This window comes from Nostoc sp. JL23, from assembly GCF_017115065.1.
GTDB lineage: Bacteria > Cyanobacteriota > Cyanobacteriia > Cyanobacteriales > Nostocaceae > Nostoc > Nostoc punctiforme_A.
On the sequence record NZ_JABXKN010000104.1, the window covers coordinates 1 to 17748 of the forward strand.

15 protein-coding genes are annotated in these 17748 nt (G+C 43.3%); 6 read left to right on the forward strand and 9 right to left on the reverse strand.

Features of this window, described 5'->3' with window-relative positions; translation table 11 throughout:
• Positions 1-71: 71 nt before the first annotated feature.
• From HWQ42_RS21015 to clpS, 3 genes are all read right to left on the reverse strand, one after another.
• The gene (locus tag HWQ42_RS21015; protein ID WP_292815788.1) at positions 72-542 is read right to left on the reverse strand and encodes a hypothetical protein; all 471 of its coding nucleotides are present in this window, start codon (positions 540-542) and stop codon (positions 72-74) included.
• Between the two features lie 140 nt (positions 543-682).
• A complete protein-coding gene (locus tag HWQ42_RS21020; protein WP_292815872.1) occupies positions 683-1507 on the reverse strand; it encodes a type II CAAX endopeptidase family protein in 825 nt (274 codons plus the stop codon).
• A 65-nt stretch (positions 1508-1572) separates the two neighbouring features.
• Positions 1573-1854 (reverse strand): ATP-dependent Clp protease adapter ClpS, encoded by a 282-nt coding sequence (gene clpS / locus HWQ42_RS21025; protein WP_292815791.1) that lies wholly within the window; start codon positions 1852-1854, stop codon positions 1573-1575.
• Between the two features lie 295 nt (positions 1855-2149).
• On the opposite strand from clpS, the gene HWQ42_RS21030 reads away from it, so the two are divergent.
• Positions 2150-2515, forward strand: coding sequence for a hypothetical protein (locus HWQ42_RS21030; protein ID WP_292815877.1), 366 nt, complete (start codon positions 2150-2152; stop codon positions 2513-2515).
• Between the two features lie 618 nt (positions 2516-3133).
• Here HWQ42_RS21030 and HWQ42_RS21035 read toward each other — a convergent pair.
• Complete coding sequence (locus HWQ42_RS21035; RefSeq protein WP_094349495.1) at positions 3134-3334, reverse strand: hypothetical protein; 201 nt, start codon at positions 3332-3334, stop codon at positions 3134-3136.
• A gap of 471 nt (positions 3335-3805) precedes the next feature.
• On the opposite strand from HWQ42_RS21035, the gene HWQ42_RS21040 reads away from it, so the two are divergent.
• From HWQ42_RS21040 to HWQ42_RS21055, 4 genes are all read left to right on the forward strand, one after another.
• The gene (locus tag HWQ42_RS21040) at positions 3806-4135 is read left to right on the forward strand and encodes an STAS domain-containing protein (protein WP_292815794.1); all 330 of its coding nucleotides are present in this window, start codon (positions 3806-3808) and stop codon (positions 4133-4135) included.
• A gap of 148 nt (positions 4136-4283) precedes the next feature.
• A complete protein-coding gene (locus HWQ42_RS21045) occupies positions 4284-6965 on the forward strand; it encodes a TIGR03960 family B12-binding radical SAM protein (RefSeq protein ID WP_292815797.1) in 2682 nt (893 codons plus the stop codon).
• Positions 6966-7905: 940 nt separating this feature from the next.
• Positions 7906-10080, forward strand: a complete 2175-nt coding sequence (locus HWQ42_RS21050) for an Rne/Rng family ribonuclease (RefSeq protein WP_292815800.1) — start codon at positions 7906-7908, stop codon at positions 10078-10080.
• Positions 10081-10088: 8 nt separating this feature from the next.
• A complete protein-coding gene (locus HWQ42_RS21055; protein ID WP_292815803.1) occupies positions 10089-10745 on the forward strand; it encodes a ribonuclease HII in 657 nt (218 codons plus the stop codon).
• Between the two features lie 8 nt (positions 10746-10753).
• Here the strand turns inward: HWQ42_RS21055 and HWQ42_RS21060 are convergent, their stop codons facing one another.
• Positions 10754-11341, reverse strand: coding sequence for a DUF1997 domain-containing protein (locus tag HWQ42_RS21060; RefSeq protein ID WP_292740112.1), 588 nt, complete (start codon positions 11339-11341; stop codon positions 10754-10756).
• 431 nt (positions 11342-11772) lie between these two features.
• Here HWQ42_RS21060 and pheA point away from each other — a divergent pair, with 431 nt between their 5' ends.
• Entirely contained in the window at positions 11773-12648 is an 876-nt protein-coding gene (pheA, locus tag HWQ42_RS21065) for a prephenate dehydratase (protein ID WP_292740114.1), read from the forward strand.
• A 291-nt stretch (positions 12649-12939) separates the two neighbouring features.
• On the opposite strand, the gene HWQ42_RS21070 is transcribed toward pheA, so the two are convergent.
• The 4 genes from HWQ42_RS21070 to fusA form a co-directional block, all read right to left on the reverse strand.
• A complete protein-coding gene (locus HWQ42_RS21070) occupies positions 12940-13587 on the reverse strand; it encodes an LON peptidase substrate-binding domain-containing protein (RefSeq protein ID WP_094349488.1) in 648 nt (215 codons plus the stop codon).
• A gap of 203 nt (positions 13588-13790) precedes the next feature.
• Positions 13791-14108, reverse strand: coding sequence for a 30S ribosomal protein S10 (rpsJ, locus tag HWQ42_RS21075; RefSeq protein WP_008232935.1), 318 nt, complete (start codon positions 14106-14108; stop codon positions 13791-13793).
• Positions 14109-14295: 187 nt separating this feature from the next.
• On the reverse strand, positions 14296-15525 hold the full coding sequence (gene tuf / locus HWQ42_RS21080; RefSeq protein ID WP_099099763.1) for an elongation factor Tu: 1230 nt from the start codon (positions 15523-15525) through the stop codon (positions 14296-14298).
• Between the two features lie 23 nt (positions 15526-15548).
• On the reverse strand, positions 15549-17627 hold the full coding sequence (gene fusA, locus HWQ42_RS21085) for an elongation factor G (RefSeq protein WP_292740117.1): 2079 nt from the start codon (positions 17625-17627) through the stop codon (positions 15549-15551).
• Positions 17628-17748: the final 121 nt, after the last annotated feature.

Below are 17748 nucleotides of genomic sequence, written 5' to 3' on the forward strand. Positions count from 1 at the left end.
TAGTTCATCGTTTTCATCCCTACTTTTATCATAAGTGATTATCCGAACATGATATTAGATTGCGTCATCGTTTAATTAAAGACTTGTCCTAAGTGCGCTCTTAATTTATCGATACTACCCCACTGCTCCATCAAATTTGGACTAGACAACAATTTAGCTTTAGTGTTATAAAAACCCCAATTGGCTCTCATTTCATCCTTATCAATAGGAATACGGTTGGGATTCTTGAAATCAGCAATCCAATGAACTTTAACCCATCGGAAAATACCCCATGTACTTGTTTCCCATTGAGGTTTATCTTCACTTCCCTCATTAACCAGTTCAACTACGTGCGTCAAGTATCGCTCGTCGTACCCATGCGGTTTTTGAGAAAGGATGATAAGAGATCCTTTTGGTAAGTTAAAGGCGTGAGTATGTACACCCTCACTCTCTTTAAAGTTTTTAAAGTTTAACTGAAAGTAAGCTCCAACAGGATAGCTTTCATACGCCCAATCTTTATCATCATTGACATTTTTGATATATTCCAGACGAGTACAATCCATTATTTTTAACCCTAAATATTTATTTGATGTTTAATCTCTAAAAAACTTTTGGCTAAAGTCTGACACTTTGCCCAAATGGAATATTAATGTAGTTCCTTTTTAGCCGATATTTTATTTTTCTACAAGTTCATTACCCATTTTTAACTTTTCACTGTTCGCCCTCGTATCCACAAAGCTAGTACACTCATTAACAACACCCCCATCACTCCTTGTAGGGGATTATTATTCACACCAGTTACCCAATCAGGAACTTGACCAGAATATTTCACTAATTTACCTACATTAATAATGTAGTAACCCCAAACTAAACCACCATGTAGACCAATTGGAAAACCCAAGCGTCCCCTCCGCCAACGCTTTCCCCATACTTGCGTTAACCCCAGCAGTACTAAAGCTGGAAATTGCGGCAGTGTATGAATAATTGCCTCCAAGGGTTTAATAAAGTGCAATGTAGCAAACGCAGTTGCATCTGTCCACAGTGCCACACGCAGACTGTAATCTCGTTGTAATTCATCTAGCAACCAGCCTCGGAATAACAATTCCTCAGCAAATCCAACACCTAAGCCAACAAGTAAACCCTCTAAAACAACTTTCAGCAAAAAAACTTTCGGTTGTTGCCACACCAACCAACCCAACAAACTTTCTACCCCAAAAAGTATCAGAATATTAATTATCCCCAGAGCCAAGCCACGCAGTAAATCCACACCATTTTGCCGCGTGAATTCTAAGCCATAATGCCGCAGAATTTGGGGCTGCTGGTAGACATATTTACCCCATAATCTCAGGAGAAAAATAAATACTGCATATAACAATACCAATGTCAATATACTTTCTAGATTTGAATCATGCACTAGTAAGTATATTGGTGTAGCCAAAGGCAACCATAGCAACAATAAACTCAAAATAAAAGCACCCAGCCTAATAGGGGCAGGGCGTTCAGCTAAACGGACAAGGTTTTCTTTCATATCAATGTAAGTCACCAGCCAATACTCTATACTTCGACTAATGACCAATGACCAATGACCAATGACTATTCATCAGGTTCAATCGTGCTACTTAAACCATGACTTATCAATGTTTCACAATAAAACTCAGCGTGTTCCAGGGCGCAAGTAATGACTAAAGCTAGCCCGTTAGTATGGGCTTCCATCATGATGCTCACAGCTTGGGGTTGGGTAAGGCTTGGTACAGTAGTTATTAGCGACTGTACAACATGCTCCATCGAGTTGTAGTCGTCGTTATGGAGCAAAACGCGATACCGAGGCGCGAGCTTGCGGGTTGTGGAAGGCTTTTGAATAGTTTCAACTGACACGGCTCTTTGCTCTTTTCTCGTTACTTCACTACAACAAAGTCTCTGTTTTGCGATCGCTCAACAGTTGTTTACCTATTCTATAGTATTTCTGCTCAGATACTATGCGAGGAAAACCCTTTGCTGGCAGGGATTGGTTGTATTAGTTTTGCGTAGCCACTTGATAAGGCACACGTCTAAGACATGGCTGCCGTAAGAGTGCTACCCTAATCTTACAGAAGCTTTTCTTAAACGTAGCGCATTTTCACTTTTAAGATTAAAGAAGTTGCAAGCAAAATAATCCTTGCCCCTGCCCAAGATGGACATGAGCCTAGATTTTCTTCAAACGGGACAAATTGTGTCTCTAAAGTATGGCGACAGGAACCTGTATGCAGAAGTCATTCAATTTGTAGTTTCCCGCCAGTTGTGCTGGGTGCGTCCTTTATTAATGGTTACTTTCATAGAAGAATCACCCCTAATTACTGATTTGCGAGATGCATCTGACTTACTTTGGCCTGCAAATTTATTTCGCCCAGCATTAGACACAGAAGTAATTACCTTCTTGAGCCAACTTTTAGCGAAAGAACCAAAAACTGAACCTGATTCAGTCGCAAAGCAGCAACTCAATCAGTTTATTCATCAACTTTGGCAAGCCTATCAAGAGGGATTGGTGATTGGGGATTAGGGATTGGGCATTGAGAATAGACAATATAGAGACTTCTTGAATAATTCTTCCTTGTCTTCCTTGTCCCTCTTGTCTTCCCAGTCCCCATTCCTTAATTCCCAGCGTCTTACTCAACTGTAGCTAATACCAGAATCTTTCAGGCGTTGAATACTGTGAAATTCGATTGCTACATCCTTCGCACTCGAAATTTTTTCGTACCTTCGTAAGGTGGATAATTGTGGTTAGCAGCGTCCTCAATAACCTCATGCATCGCCTGGAGGATATGACTAGAAGTCAGTCTATTTGGATCGCCAGCAGCCATATTGATGATATCAACTCCCTTAGCAACGAGTTCATTCCGCTTGTGGACAATTTCAGCAAACAGATTGGGAGGAATTTTTTTAGGCGTTTAGCGAACTGTATGGAAATTATCGATGAATGCACAATGTAGAGGTTCATTAGCACAGTTGACGCCACCTAAAGTATTTAAATAATCAACCTCATAGAAAAATACTAGTAATGATATGACCCTTGTATCCCCCTGCTAAATTTAATTACGAATTACGTTAGGAAGTCCTTGTACCTTTACAGAGAAGCAAGCTATACAACTTCTCTTAGAGAGCGTCATTATGAATTATTTTAAAATCCCAGGCTAGGAACCAACTGGATTCGTCCAGCATCCATCTCTGCCATTAATAATTCTAGAGCTTCGTAATCAACATCAGAAATGTAACCTAGTTCCGTCAGTTCTGAGTTGATTTCATTCTCTATCTCAGGAGTTAGTTTTTTAATGTCAAGAGCTTTTTCTACCAATTTACGAATAGCGTACTGAGTTCTCATAAGTAATAATCCAACTGTAATATGACACTAATCATCCCAGATCAGCCTCAGTATAAAGAGTGATCCAAATACTAACTTACTAGTGATATATATCACAATTTAATTAGTTAGATAGATAATTCACTATGACTTTGCCGTATGCCATCAGCAACGCTAAAGTGGGAGATTTAACCTAACATTAAGACTTGGCTAAATTAGCTTTAGTTATAGACTAAGCAAGGTTTCTCAGCATAGTTACTGATAATTTGTCTGCTCTATGGCCGTCTATAGTTGATTGTTTTTGAACTGAGGTAAAAAAAAAGTATATATAAACACATTTTAACCTGGAATTATAACAATCTTTAAACAGACATAGTAAAGCAATAAAGATTCAGCAAAGAGAGCTAAGACGTATGGTCGATGCAACAAAATAGAGTTTATGTTCAAATAATCCTTAGCTTGACGCTTCAAAATTCTTAATAGGATGTAACTATGCAGGCAGTGCTTAACTATCTCAAGATTGCAGTTATTCGCCCCCAAGGGTGTTTGAATGCTGCAAACGCCTTGGAATTTGAACGAGATATGACTACAGCGTTGGCACAAAATGGTATTTCCATCTTGGTAGTAGACCTTGCAGCAGTAGAATCGTTAGACAGTGCGGCGTTAATGGCATTGTTATCTACACACAAGCTGGCTCTTACTTTAGGAAGAAGTTGCCAACTTCGCGCTGTTGCTCCACAAATTAGAATGATTTTTGAACTGACGCAACTCGATAGGGTATTTGAAATATTAGAGGCTGAAGCCGAATTGGCCCAAACATAACTTTATGTAAAAGCACAAAGGTTCGGGCAATAAATGGACTTTATGTAAAGGAGTTGTAAGTTGCAACGATAAAATCTGTTAGAAGACCTAATTCAATGCTAATGTTGGGTTTGGGTAGCTGTAATTAAGGTAGCTAGAAGATAGCACAGTGGTTGTTGCAGTTGAAAGATTAATAACATCGGATATTTTAAAACCAGCACGTTACCTGGGTAACGAGCTGTTAGCAGTACACAAACCTTGGGATACGGCAGCAATACGTTGGGTTTTAACCTACCCAGAAGTATATGAAGTCGGTGCATCTAATTTAGGGCACATTATCCTTTATAATGTCTTGAACGCCCAACCGCGTCAATTGTGCGATCGCACCTACCTCCCAGGAAAAGACCTGGCAGCCAAACTACGCGAAACTAATACGCCATTGTTTGCGGTAGAGTCAAAGCGATCGCTGACAGAATTTGACATTTTAGGCTTTAGCCTCAGTTACGAACTGGGTGCAACTAATATCCTCGAAATGTTGGATTTGGCAGGAATTCCCTTGACGTGGCGAGAGAGGCAGGGGAGCAGAGGAGCAGAGGGGCAGGGAGGCAGAGAATCTACCGATACCCAGTCATCCTTTCCGTTGATTTTCGCTGGTGGGCAAACAGCGACATCAAATCCTGAGCCTTATGCTGATTTCTTCGACTTTATCGCCCTTGGAGATGGAGAAGAACTGCTGCCAGAAATTGGTTTGGTATTAGAAGAAGGCAAACAAGCAGGATTAAGTCAGGAAAATCTGTTACTGGATTTGGCACAGATACCAGGCGTATATGTGCCTCAGTTTTACTACATGGCAGAGGATGGCTCAGTTCACCCTCTGCGCCCAGACGTACCAAAACGAATTCTGCGACGGGTTGCAACTCCCATACCAGCATATTCTATTGGTTTGGTTCCCTACGTAGAAACAGTGCACGATCGCTTGACCATTGAGATTCGGCGTGGTTGCACTCGTGGCTGTCGCTTCTGTCAACCAGGAATGCTGACTCGACCAGCACGGGATGTAGAACCCGATAAGGTTGTAGAAGCAATTGAACAGGGGATGCGGGCAACTGGTTACAATGAATTTTCCCTACTATCTCTGAGTTGTTCTGATTATTTATCCCTACCAGCAGTGGGGATGGAAATCAAAAATCGCTTAAAAAATGAAAATATTTCTCTGACTCTACCAAGCCAACGGGTAGACAGATTTGATGAGAATATTGCCAACATCCTGGGAGGAACGCGCCAAGGTGGACTGACTTTTGCTCCAGAAGCTGGTACTCAGCGGATGCGAGACATTGTGAATAAGGGGTTGACGAATGAAGAATTATTGCGGGGAGTAAAAACAGCTTGGGAGCAAGGCTGGGATAAAATAAAGTTGTATTTTATGATTGGCTTGCCGGGTGAAACCGATGTTGACGTTTTGGGCATTGCCGAAACAGTAAGCTGGTTACAGCGAGAATGTCGGGGCAAAGGCAGAAAACCCCTAAATTTTAACCTGACAATTTCTAACTTTACGCCCAAGCCCCATACACCATTCCAATGGCACTCAGTTTCTACCACTGAATTTAAACGCAAACAAAACCTGTTGCGGCAAGAATTCCGCCGAATAAAGGCAGTGAAGGTAAATTTTACCGATGTTCGCATTTCGGCAATGGAAGATTTTGTGGGACGAGGCGATCGCAATTTGAGCAAAGTAGTCCGCCTTGCCTGGGAATTGGGTGCAGGTATGGATTCCTGGTATGAAAATTTAGATCGAGCTTTTAGCGCTTGGGGGTCTGCGATCGCCCAGGCCGATTTAGATTGGAAATACCGCCAAGTAGAAAATGGCGAATGGAATTTGTTTCACGCAGAGGCACAGAAGAGCAAAGAAGCAGAGGAGAATACCCCACTCATAACTCAGCACTCCCTCGATATTCCCCTGCCTTGGGATCATATTGATACCGGGATTGACAAAAAGTGGCTCCAAGAAGACTTGCAACGCGCTCTAGAAGCTGCAATTGTACCCGACTGCTCTTTTGAAGGTTGTTCTCATTGTGGCGTCTGTGGTACCGATTTTGGGCATAACGTGGTGATTGAATCACCTGCTATCCCAAAATTTGCTGGCGAGTTTGTTCCCAACACAACTAAGGCGCAAAGACTGCGAGTTTGGTTTGGTAAGCAGGGTAATATGGCTTTGATGAGCCATCTTGATTTAATCCGTCTGTTTGACCGAGTTGTGCGGCGAGCAGGCTTACCAATTGCTTTTACTGGTGGATTTCACCCAATGCCACGGATTTCTCTAGCAACTGCTTTAGCTCTAGGAGCTACTAGCAGCGGTGAAATTGCAGATTTTGAGTTAACTGTGCCAGTGGAAGTTGATACTTTCCGAGAAAATTTGGCTCGTGAAATGCCCACAGACATACCTATCTATAATGTGGAGCAGATAGATTTAAAAGCTAGTGCCGCTACCCAACTGCTAGAGTCCGCAGAGTATTTAATTACTGTAGTAGCGCTTGCAGAAACAACACCCATACAATGGCAAAACTGGATTGATACAATCAAAGCAAAAGAGGAACTTTGGTACGAGCAAATAACTAAATCAGGCAAGAGCCAGTTAATAAATCTGCGCGATCGCTTATTTGAACTGGAGTTAGTAGAAAACTACAATTGCGTTGCAGAATCTATGTCATCTGTAATCCGTTATCTAGGTAGCTATCGCCAAGACGGTTTGGTGTTGCGTCCCGAACAAATCCTGTTTATGCTAGAGACAGTGGCTGGTGTAGAATTTCAACTCCTGCACATCCACCGCAATCGGCTAATTTTAGGGGTATAATCCCTGTAGGGCAACTTGCTAGTAGTTGTCCTAAGATGGCAGATCAGAGGAATTGATTTTTAGCAAGGTTGCGTTAGAATAGGGTGAAGAGAAATTTTCTGGCGCTGCATTGAATTAGCTGGTTCACTATCCTGGTATTCAGGGTGCGAAAGCAAAGATATTAGAGTGCAACTTCTAGGATTTTATCCTAGACAAACAAAAAGCAGATTAAAGAATGCACACTCTCTCTATAGCTACCTTGTGAATCAGTAACTAACAGCAAGCTCAGTTAGGTTCTCTAAATCCATGCTTTTAAACAACTGCTGAATGTCTAACTCAGGTAGTGCCCAAGAGCTAGTGCATTACTTTTTTAGAGTTAAAGCAACTGCTGTCGGTTATGCCGACTTGTTGTAGACGTTTACGAGACGCGCAAAGTGCTATTTGTCTTAGGCTAGAGCGGCTCAAGGCAGGTTAGCAACTTGCGCAGCTGAGTATAACCCTAAGATAAATCCGGGGAATGGAAAATAGAAATAGTTTCTTTTTCTTAACGAATTCAGTAGGTTACTCTCAAATAAAGCATCCTGAGTTAAAATGCTCACTCAGGATTTAGAACTTTCAACTCAGAACTCTCAAGATTTGAGGGTATTGCATCACAAATCAACCACGGACGGTTGATTTAATTGCTTAAACGATGTGCAGCAGTTCTAGAATAATCAGCCGTAAAAACGCTCTTAAGAGCGCCAATAGCTATTTAACTTAGAAGCTCAGATTTGCAATTTTTATTATCAGTAGCGCCTTTTGAGGGTTGCGAGGGCAGCGAAAGTATAATATCAAACCGAGAAAACAGTGGTAATTAAAACTGACGCGGAGACGCAAGTAGTTTTGAATTATTAAGTAATTAACCGGATTTGATACAACAAACCTCAAACCTGTAAGTGCTGCCAATTTTTGAGGAAATTGAATGCCGAAACAAATTATCATCGCGGAGCAGCACCAAATTGCTGCGGTTTTTTCTGAAGATCAAATACAGGAACTCGTTGTTGCTACGGGTCATCATCAAATAGGTGATATCTACTTAGGAGTAGTAGAAAACGTATTGCCTGGGATAGATGCAGCTTTTGTCAATATTGGCGACCCAGAGCGCAACGGTTTTATTCATGTTACCGACTTGGGGCCATTGAAGCTCAAGCGCACCGCAGCGGCAATTACAGAATTACTAGCACCACAACAGAAAGTTTTGGTGCAAGTAATGAAAGAGCCAACGGGGACAAAAGGGCCTAGGCTAACGGGTAATATTACTTTACCCGGACGCTACGTAGTACTGATGCCCTACGGTCGGGGCGTAAATTTATCCCGACGGATTAAAAGTGAAAGTGAGCGGAACCGCTTGCGAGCGCTGGCGATTTTGGTTAAGCCGGCGGGAATGGGTTTGCTTGTGCGTACAGAAGCCGAAGGCAAACCCGAAGAAGCGATTATGGAAGATTTGGAATTGTTGCAAAAGCAATGGGAGGCGATCCAGCAGGAAGCGCATTCCACCCGTGCCCCAGCACTGCTCAACCGAGATGATGACTTCATTCAGCGCGTATTGCGGGATATGTACGGCGCGGATGTAAATCGGATTGTCGTGGATTCCAGTACTGGTTTGAAGCGCGTCAAACAGTACTTGCAGAATTGGAGTGGCGGTCAAACACCGCAGGGATTGTTGATTGACCATCATCGCGATCGCTCCCCAATTTTAGAATACTTCCGGATCACGGCTGCGATTAGAGAAGCCCTAAAACCGAGAGTAGACCTACCTTCTGGCGGTTACATTATCATCGAGCCGACGGAAGCATTAACCGTAATCGATGTTAACTCAGGTTCCTTTACGCGATCGGCAACGGCTAGAGAAACAGTTTTGTGGACAAACTGCGAAGCAGCAACAGAAATTGCTCGCCAGTTGCGTCTACGAAATATCGCCGGGGTGATCGTCGTTGATTTTATCGATATGGAATCGCGACGTGACCAATTACAAGTTCTCGAACACTTTAATAAAGCACTCAAAGCAGACAAAGCTCGTCCCCAGATTGCCCAACTTACCGAACTGGGTTTAGTAGAATTGACCCGCAAACGTCAGGGTCAAAATATTTACGAATTGTTTGGTGAAACTTGCCCCACCTGTGGCGGTTTAGGACATACTGTGCGTCTGCCTGGAGAAATCGAAAACCGATTGCCAATACCGGCAGAGACACCAGAGCGCGAACGTTTTGTATCCTTACCTCACCGAGAACCACGTCAGCCATCTGCCCGCATCCCGGAACCACGAGAAACATACGATGGATTTGGGGAAGCATTTGACGGCGACTCGGAATTGAGCAACCTAAATCTGATCAATCATCCTAGTTATCAAGAACTTAATGATAAGCGCCGTACCCGGACTCGCCGCAGTCGAATTGGTGTCAATGGGTTAAACGGGAAAGATGAAGCTCGGATTGTTCCCAATCCCCTGGCTTTTGTTAACGAGCCAGATTTAGACCTGGATGTAGAACCAGAACTAGGAGTTGCACCAGAAATTCCCTCACCCACCCTTGGTAAACCAGGTTGGAGTGAAAGAGTAGAGCGCACTAAAATTATCAAGGCAGAACCAGTTAAGCCAGTGGTAGAACCACCGGAAATTAGAACTGTAGAAATGAGTCTCCAAGAACAGGATATATTCGCCTTGATGGGAATATCCCCCTTGGTGAAGCTAGAGCAAGAGGTTAAAAATACCAAGTCTGTGATTATTAATGTGATTCAGCCTGGCCAATTGCCAACGAACCCAGTTGAATCAACCTCAGAACCAACTATTGTCCCAAAAGCAACACCTGAAATAACCGCCATTGTCCCAAAAGCAACACCTGAAATAACCACGATTGCCCAAAAAGCAACACCTGAAATAACCGCAAGTAAAATACCGACACCAAAAGTTATTGAGCCAGAACAAAAATCTTTGATCGAAGAGACAACTGAAGCATTGGAATTGCCTACGAATACTTCAGGACGTTTGTCTGCGAAAGCTTCTGCCGCCAAAGAGATCGCAGATGAAAGTGAAGCTAATAGTAGCGCCACAGCTAGCCGTCGCCGCCGCCGTCGTTCCTCAGCCATTGAGGATAATTAATTTGTTTTATGGTAGAAACGTCGCCAGTACCTTTGGAAAAATCCAGTTGGCTGGAGTTTTCTACCTTGTCAGGGATTCCAGAGTTGGTTGCAGGCGTAGATGAAGTAGGGCGAGGTGCTCTATTTGGCCCGGTCGTGGCGGCAGCAGTGATCTTACCAGATCGGGCTTTGCCAATACTGATAGCAGCTAAAATCAAAGACAGCAAAAAGTTGTCTATTTCTCGGAGAACTGAGCTAGCGCAGCTAATTTGTGGGCTGGCTATAGACTGGAAAATTGGGTTTGCTTCTACTGCCGAAATTGACAAAATAAATATTTTGCAAGCGACGTTGTTAGGAATGAAGCGGGCTGTGCTGAAGTTAAAGGTACAGCCTGCACTTTGCTTAATTGACGGCAATCAGTCAATCAAAGATTTGCTATTACCGCAACAAACAATAATTAAAGGTGACGAGCGATCGCTCGCTATTGCCTCTGCTAGTATTGTTGCTAAGGTTTGGCGTGACGATCTGATAATGCGTCTAGCATTAAAATACCCTATGTACAACCTGGAGTGTAATAAGGGTTATGGTAGCCAGCGGCATTTGCTGGCTTTGCAACAATATGGGCCGTCGCCTCTGCATCGTCAGTCTTTTCGTCCTTGCCAAATCAAAGGTCTGAGTGTTGAGTGATTAAATAATTACTCAGCATTCAGGATTGGTAATTCAGTACTATCAGCGTCAAGTCCTCTATCTTTGGTTTGTGAGATCACCCAGTAGCGATAATCTGCCAAAAGTTGATTTAATAACCGTTGCTTGACTGACAACAGTACGCTTTTAAGCAAACCATTGCCAGTAGCTTCTAAAATCGGCTTAGGAGTAAAGGAAAATGGCGGTGGGAAATCCACCACCACTTCTAAATCAGCTTTTCCTTGCAGGCGAGTGCCAGTGCTAAACTCTTTGGGAGACAAATAGCCTTTTAAATTGAGAGCAAAGCGCTGGTTAATATACTCGAAACCTAAAATTTCACAGTTTAGCGATCGCAAATAAATTATTCCGTTTGATTCTGCCCAGACTCTCATGTCTACAGTAGGTTGAATACTCAATGACATAAAAGTTAGCGGACGCATTTTCAAGCGAAATACTTCCTCAGAAAGTTGCTGAATCCGGCTATTGTCAACCAAAGCCTTAACCAGACGTTGAGGCTGACGCAAGTAGTGCTGAATGGGAATAGGCTGCTCTGGAACAGCGATTTCAACCGATTGGGAGGCAGTAAACCGGGTAGCCATGAGCTAATAAAAATATCTGTTTCTTAATTTTAATATTTTTTAACAACTTAGTTCTGATTATTAGAAAAATCAGCTATACATCAATTAGCAAAAAGTTGGTACGCTCATTCTAATCTTTAGTTCAAGAAATATAGATTAGGATTTAACTCTTGACATAAAACCCATAATGTGATTTTTCCTTTGGGTAGAAACCCATATCATTGCTCTTAAATCTTCAGAGGGATTTAGCAAAAAAACTGCTAGGAAATCTATATGTTAGAAGACTGATATTCCATAACTTTTTTTCCTAGATACATATTTCGTTCTATCCCTTTAGTACGTAAATTTTAGAGATAACAGTGTTTAGTAAAAGTAGATGTTGGATATATTTACCAAACCAAAATATCATAATCTTTATTTACGCATTACACTCGCAACTCAAGGCTAAAAGCATGACTTTATCGATCGCACATTTAGGTCCTCCCGGCACTTATGCAGAACAAGCAACTATTTTTTATGTCAACTGGTTGAGCAAAACTACGGGAATTGAGGCTAGATTATGCCCCTATCCCAGCATTTCCCAATCACTGCACGCCGTTGCTAATGGTCAAGCGCAGTTGGCTGTTGTGCCAGTGGAAAATTCTATTGAAGGCAGTGTTACTACAACACTGGATACACTTTGGCAGTTGGACAGTTTGCGAATACAGTTGGCTTTGGTATTACCCATTGCCCATATGTTAATTTCTTGTGCGCCTAATTTAGATAGTATTAAAACTGTCTACTCTCACCCACAAGCTTTGGCACAATGTCAGGGATGGTTAGAGCGGTTTCTACCGACTGTACAGATTATTCCTAGCAATTCTACAACCGAAGCACTACAGCGATTGGAGCAAGAGACAACAACAGCAGCGATCGCTTCTAGCAGAGCTGCTCAACTCTACAAATTGCCGATACTTGCCAGTAACATCAACGACTATCCAGAAAACTTTACTCGTTTTTGGGTAGTAAGTCAGGGTGAAGTGGACGCTGGATACCAGGCAACAAAAGCTCCTACTAGTCATACATCGCTGGCTTTTAGTATGCCTGCTAACACACCCGGAGCGTTGGTCAAACCTTTGCAAATATTTGCTCAACTAGGAATTAACCTCAGCCGGATTGAATCTCGTCCGACAAAGCGATCGCTAGGCGAATACTTGTTTTTCATGGATTTAGAAGCGGACGCCAAGGAAGCACAAATGCAATCTGCTTTAGCAGAATTAGCCATCCACACAGAGATTTTAAAAATTCTTGGTGCTTACAATGTTTTACCGATCGGCGCCGTTACTTAAGAAGTTAGGAGTTATCAATTAAGAGTTATCATTTAGGATTTACAAGTTATCCCTCTTTTGTCAGAGTGGGAAAACCCAATTAGTGAAACCCTTTTGGCGCTTTAATTTCCGCTTTTTAACTAGAAATTTTAGTCACTGTTAGAAAATAAAGCCTCAAAGCTTGATTCATTCCGAGTCTCAGAATTTAGGTTCGATTATTGTTTTCCGAGAGTGACAAAACAGGGTTATCAGCCAGGAAATATAAATTATAAGTTGTCGATCTTTATATTTTTGTTTTTTCTTCCTAACTCCTCACTTTTCACTAAATGTATCTTTGAGAACAGCGCGAGCTGCCAAGTGATTCCGAGTAGAAGTTAAAATTTCTGCTTCCCGCTCTAGACGAGTTACAGTATCCTGCATTTCTAGCAATAATTGCTGCTCTGCGGCGACGCCATAAAGATTACTAGCTACCCAATAAGATAACTCTGTTGGTAGATCGGGCAAATCTTCTGGGAGTTCGATATTTTGTTCGGTTAATTTTGCTGATAGACGCACAACATCTCGTAGTAGTTGTTCTACTTCAGTTGATAAAGGTCGCAAATCTTTAGTGGGTGGTTGGTCTTCAATCCACTCAACTAAGCCGACGCGATATGGCTTTTCACGAACATACTCTAATACACGAAATCTTTGCTGCCCTAAAGTCATCATCTTGATCCGATCGTCTGGCAGGCGTTGGTGATGAATAATTTCGGCACAGCAACCAGTGTTTGCAATTGTACCTTTGACTGGATCAAACATCAAAACACCGAATCTGCGATCGCTCTCCAAAATCGTGTTCATCATGATTCGGTAGCGAAATTCAAAGATGTGCAGGGGTAATGGCCTAGTAGGAAACAGAACTACTTCGGGTAACGGGAACAGAGGTAGTTCGCGAACTGCAATTTTAGAAGATGATGTCATTGTTACTTTGGGATAAACTTAATCTTTAAAATTTCTTTTCTCTGCTTTTCCCGTACTTTATCTACATTCTATCATTTGTTTCCTAGCTAAATAAAAGCCCTGAGATATATTTCTTCAGGGCTGTGTAAATATTCATACTAGTGTCTTTGTCCTTTGTCCTTCGTTCTTTGCTAATGACAAATGACCAATGACTAATGACTAAATTAAAGTTTGACTTCAATATCTACACCCGATGGTAGATCCAATTTCATCAGGGCATCAATAGTCTTAGAAGAGGGCTGGTAAATGTCAATAATCCGGCGATGAGTACGGGTTTCAAAATGCTCCCGTGAGTCTTTATCTACGTGAGGCGATCGCAGCACACAATAGATCCGGCGTTTTGTTGGTAAAGGAATTGGGCCTATGGCTGTAGCGTTGGTGCGGTTAGCTGTGTCTACAATCTTCTCGCAAGATGTATCTAATAAGCGCCTGTCAAAGGCTTGTAAGCGAATTCTAATCTTCTGCTGCTGTAGAGTTGCCATCTTTAATTTTCCAGGTTCTGCGTAATTAGGGGAGTATTTACAGGTTAACGGTTACAAGTTATCGGTTACAGAAAACTATTACCTGTCCCCTGTAACCTATTACCTTATTTATAGAGGGAAGAGAAAGGAGCAGAGAGGCAAAATAAATACCATCTCTGCTCCTTTGTTATGAGCAAAAAGGTGCTTGCTACTTGATAATTTTGGAGACGACACCTGCACCAATAGTGCGACCACCTTCGCGAATAGCGAAGCGCATTCCTTGTTCAATAGCGATCGCGTTGATCAATTCTACTGTCATCTTGATGCGATCGCCTGGCATCACCATTTCTACTTCTTTGCCTTCATCGGAAGTGTAGGCTTTGATAGTACCAGTTACATCGGTTGTCCGCACGTAGAACTGGGGACGGTAGCCAGCGAAAAATGGAGTCTTACGACCACCTTCTTTTTCAGTTAGGACGTACACTTCACCTTCAAATTCATTGTGAGGTTTAATCGAACCTGGTTTGGCAATTACCATACCCCGTTCAATATCAGCCTTCTGGATACCCCGGAGTAGTACGCCAGCGTTATCTCCAGCCATACCTTGCTCAAGACTCTTCTTGAACATTTCAATCCCAGTTACGGTAGTAGCACGAGTATCTCTGATACCCACTAGTTCAACGTTATCGCCAACTTTGACTACACCCCGTTCAATCCGACCAGTGGCGACAGTACCACGACCTGTGATTGAGAACACGTCTTCTACAGCCATCAGGAAGGGTTTATCAACATCCCGCTCAGGAGTGGGGATGTAAGAATCTACAGCATCCATCAGTTCATAGATTTTGTCTACCCAAGGATTTTCTCCTCGTTGGGTCTTGGGATTCTTGGTCATTGCTTCCAGAGCTTGCAGACCAGAGCCTTTGATAATAGGAATATCATCCCCAGGGAAATCATAGCTGCTTAACAGTTCTCTCAGTTCTAGTTCCACTAGTTCTAAGAGTTCTGGGTCATCCATCAAGTCTTCTTTATTCAAGAAGACAACCAGACTGGGAACACCAACCTGTTTTGCCAAAAGAATGTGTTCGCGGGTTTGGGGCATAGGGCCATCGGTAGCAGCAACTACGAGGATACCTCCGTCCATTTGGGCAGCACCGGTGATCATGTTCTTCACATAGTCAGCGTGTCCTGGACAGTCTACGTGAGCATAGTGCCGACTTGCAGTTTCATACTCTACGTGAGCGGTATTGATGGTAATACCCCGTGCCTTTTCTTCTGGGGCATTATCAATTTGGTCGTAGCCTTTAGCTACAGCCTGACCCATAGCTGCCAAGGTCATGGTGATGGCTGCTGTCAAGGTAGTTTTACCGTGGTCAACGTGGCCAACTGTACCGATATTAATGTGGGGTTTATTCCTTTCAAACTTTGCGCGTGCCATGAATACTCATTTCCTTATTTTAACTAAGCGTTCCCTTTGCTTTTTGCAATGATAGTTTCAGCTACGCTGCGAGGCACCTCTTCGTAGTGGCTGAACTCCATCGTGAAGATACCCCGACCTTGCGTCTTTGACCGGATATCAGTGGCGTAGCCAAACATGGTCGCCAGTGGAACTTTGGATGCGACCTTAGCAAGTCCCTGTTCGGTGCTTTGACTTTCAATTTGCCCTCGGCGGGAGATGAGGTCGCCAATGACGTTCCCGATATAGTCTTCAGGAACTTCAACCTCAACTTTCATCATAGGCTCTAAGAGGACGGGTGAAGCTTTCAGCACAGCCTCTTTCATCGCCATTGAGCCGGCGATTTTGAAAGCCATTTCCGAAGAGTCTACATCGTGGTATGACCCATCAATTAGCGTCGCTTTGACGTCAATCAACGGATATCCAGCTAGAACACCGGATTCACAGCTTTCTTTCATTCCTTGTTCTGCGGGGCCAACGTACTCTTTAGGTACTGTACCGCCGGCAATTTTGGAGACGAATTCAAAGCCAGTACCGGGTTCTCCAGGCTCCAAATTGATCACAACGTGACCGTATTGACCTTTACCACCACTTTGGCGGATGAATTTGCCCTCAACTTTGTTCACAGCTTTCCGAATTGTTTCTCGGTAAGCTACTTGTGGCGCACCTACATTCGCTTCCACCTTGAATTCTCGTAACATTCGGTCTACTAGAATTTCTAGGTGTAGCTCTCCCATCCCCGCGATTACGGTTTGGTTTGTTTCCGGATCGACGCGGACACGGAAAGTGGGGTCTTCTTCTGAGAGAGATTGCAGAGCTTTGGACAACTTGTCCATGTCGTTCTTAGTTTTGGGTTCAACCGCCACCGAGATTACAGGCTCAGGAATGAATAGGGATTCCAGAATTACTGGCGATGCATCATCACAGAGCGTGTCGCCTGTCAAGGTGTCTTTCAATCCCAAAGCTGCTCCCAAATCACCCGCTCGCAGTTCATCGACATCTTGCCGATCGTCTGCCTTCATTAGAACTAAGCGGGAAATCCGTTCTTTTTTATTCTTACTAGCGTTGAGAACGTAGCTGCCCTTTTTCAGGACACCAGAATAAACACGAACAAATGTTAGACGACCGTAAGGGTCAGCCATAATCTTGAATGCCAGAGCTGCTAGGGGTTCGCTGTCATCAGCCCGCCGCTCAACAGTATCGCCGTTCGGCAGTAAGCCTTGAATTGGCGGTACTTCACTTGGCGCTGGCAGGTAATCGACAACGGCATCCAGCATCAACTGTACGCCTTTGTTTTTGAATGCCGAACCGCAAAGTACTGGTACAATTGTCCCCGCAATTGTGCCTTTTCGCAGGGCCGTCCGAACTTCCTGTTCTGTAAGTTCTTCGCCCTCGAAGTACTTAGCCATCAGAGCATCATCGGTTTCTGCTGCGGCTTCTATCAGCTTGGTGCGGAATTCGTCTACCTGCGCTTGCAATTCTTCCGGGATATCGGTTTCCTGGATATCGGTTCCTTGATCATTAGCGTAAATATACGCACGTTGCCGTACTAGGTCAACGATACCTCGGAAGTCGTTTTCACTACCAATTGGTAGTTGAATAGCGATCGCATTGGCCCGCAGGCGATCGCGGATTTGCTCGTGAACTTTATAAAAGTTCGCTCCGGTGCGATCCATCTTGTTGATAAAGGCTATCCGAGGAACTTTGTAGCGCTCTGCTTGCCGCCACACTGTCTCGGACTGCGGTTGCACGCCGCCCACAGAACAAAATACTGCGATTACACCATCCAACACGCGCATGGAACGCTCAACTTCAATTGTGAAGTCCACGTGACCTGGAGTATCGATAATGTTAATTTGATGATCTTTCCAGCTGGTACTGATAGCAGCGGCAGTAATGGTAATTCCCCGCTCCCGCTCCTGCTCCATCCAGTCTGTGACGGCAGTTCCTTCATGAACTTCGCCTATTTTATGAATTATCCCAGAGTAAAATAATATTCTCTCTGTTGTTGTTGTTTTGCCCGCATCTATATGCGCCGCAATACCAATGTTGCGTACTTTCTCTAGCGGGATCGTGCGTGCCACAGCTACCTCCTATAGTTTTTGCCTCATGATATCTTGTATATTACTCTTTGTTAAGATTCTATACTTTTACGGAAAACCGTCTTTTTTTTGTAAATCCACGATATACCACTTCGGCAAGGCG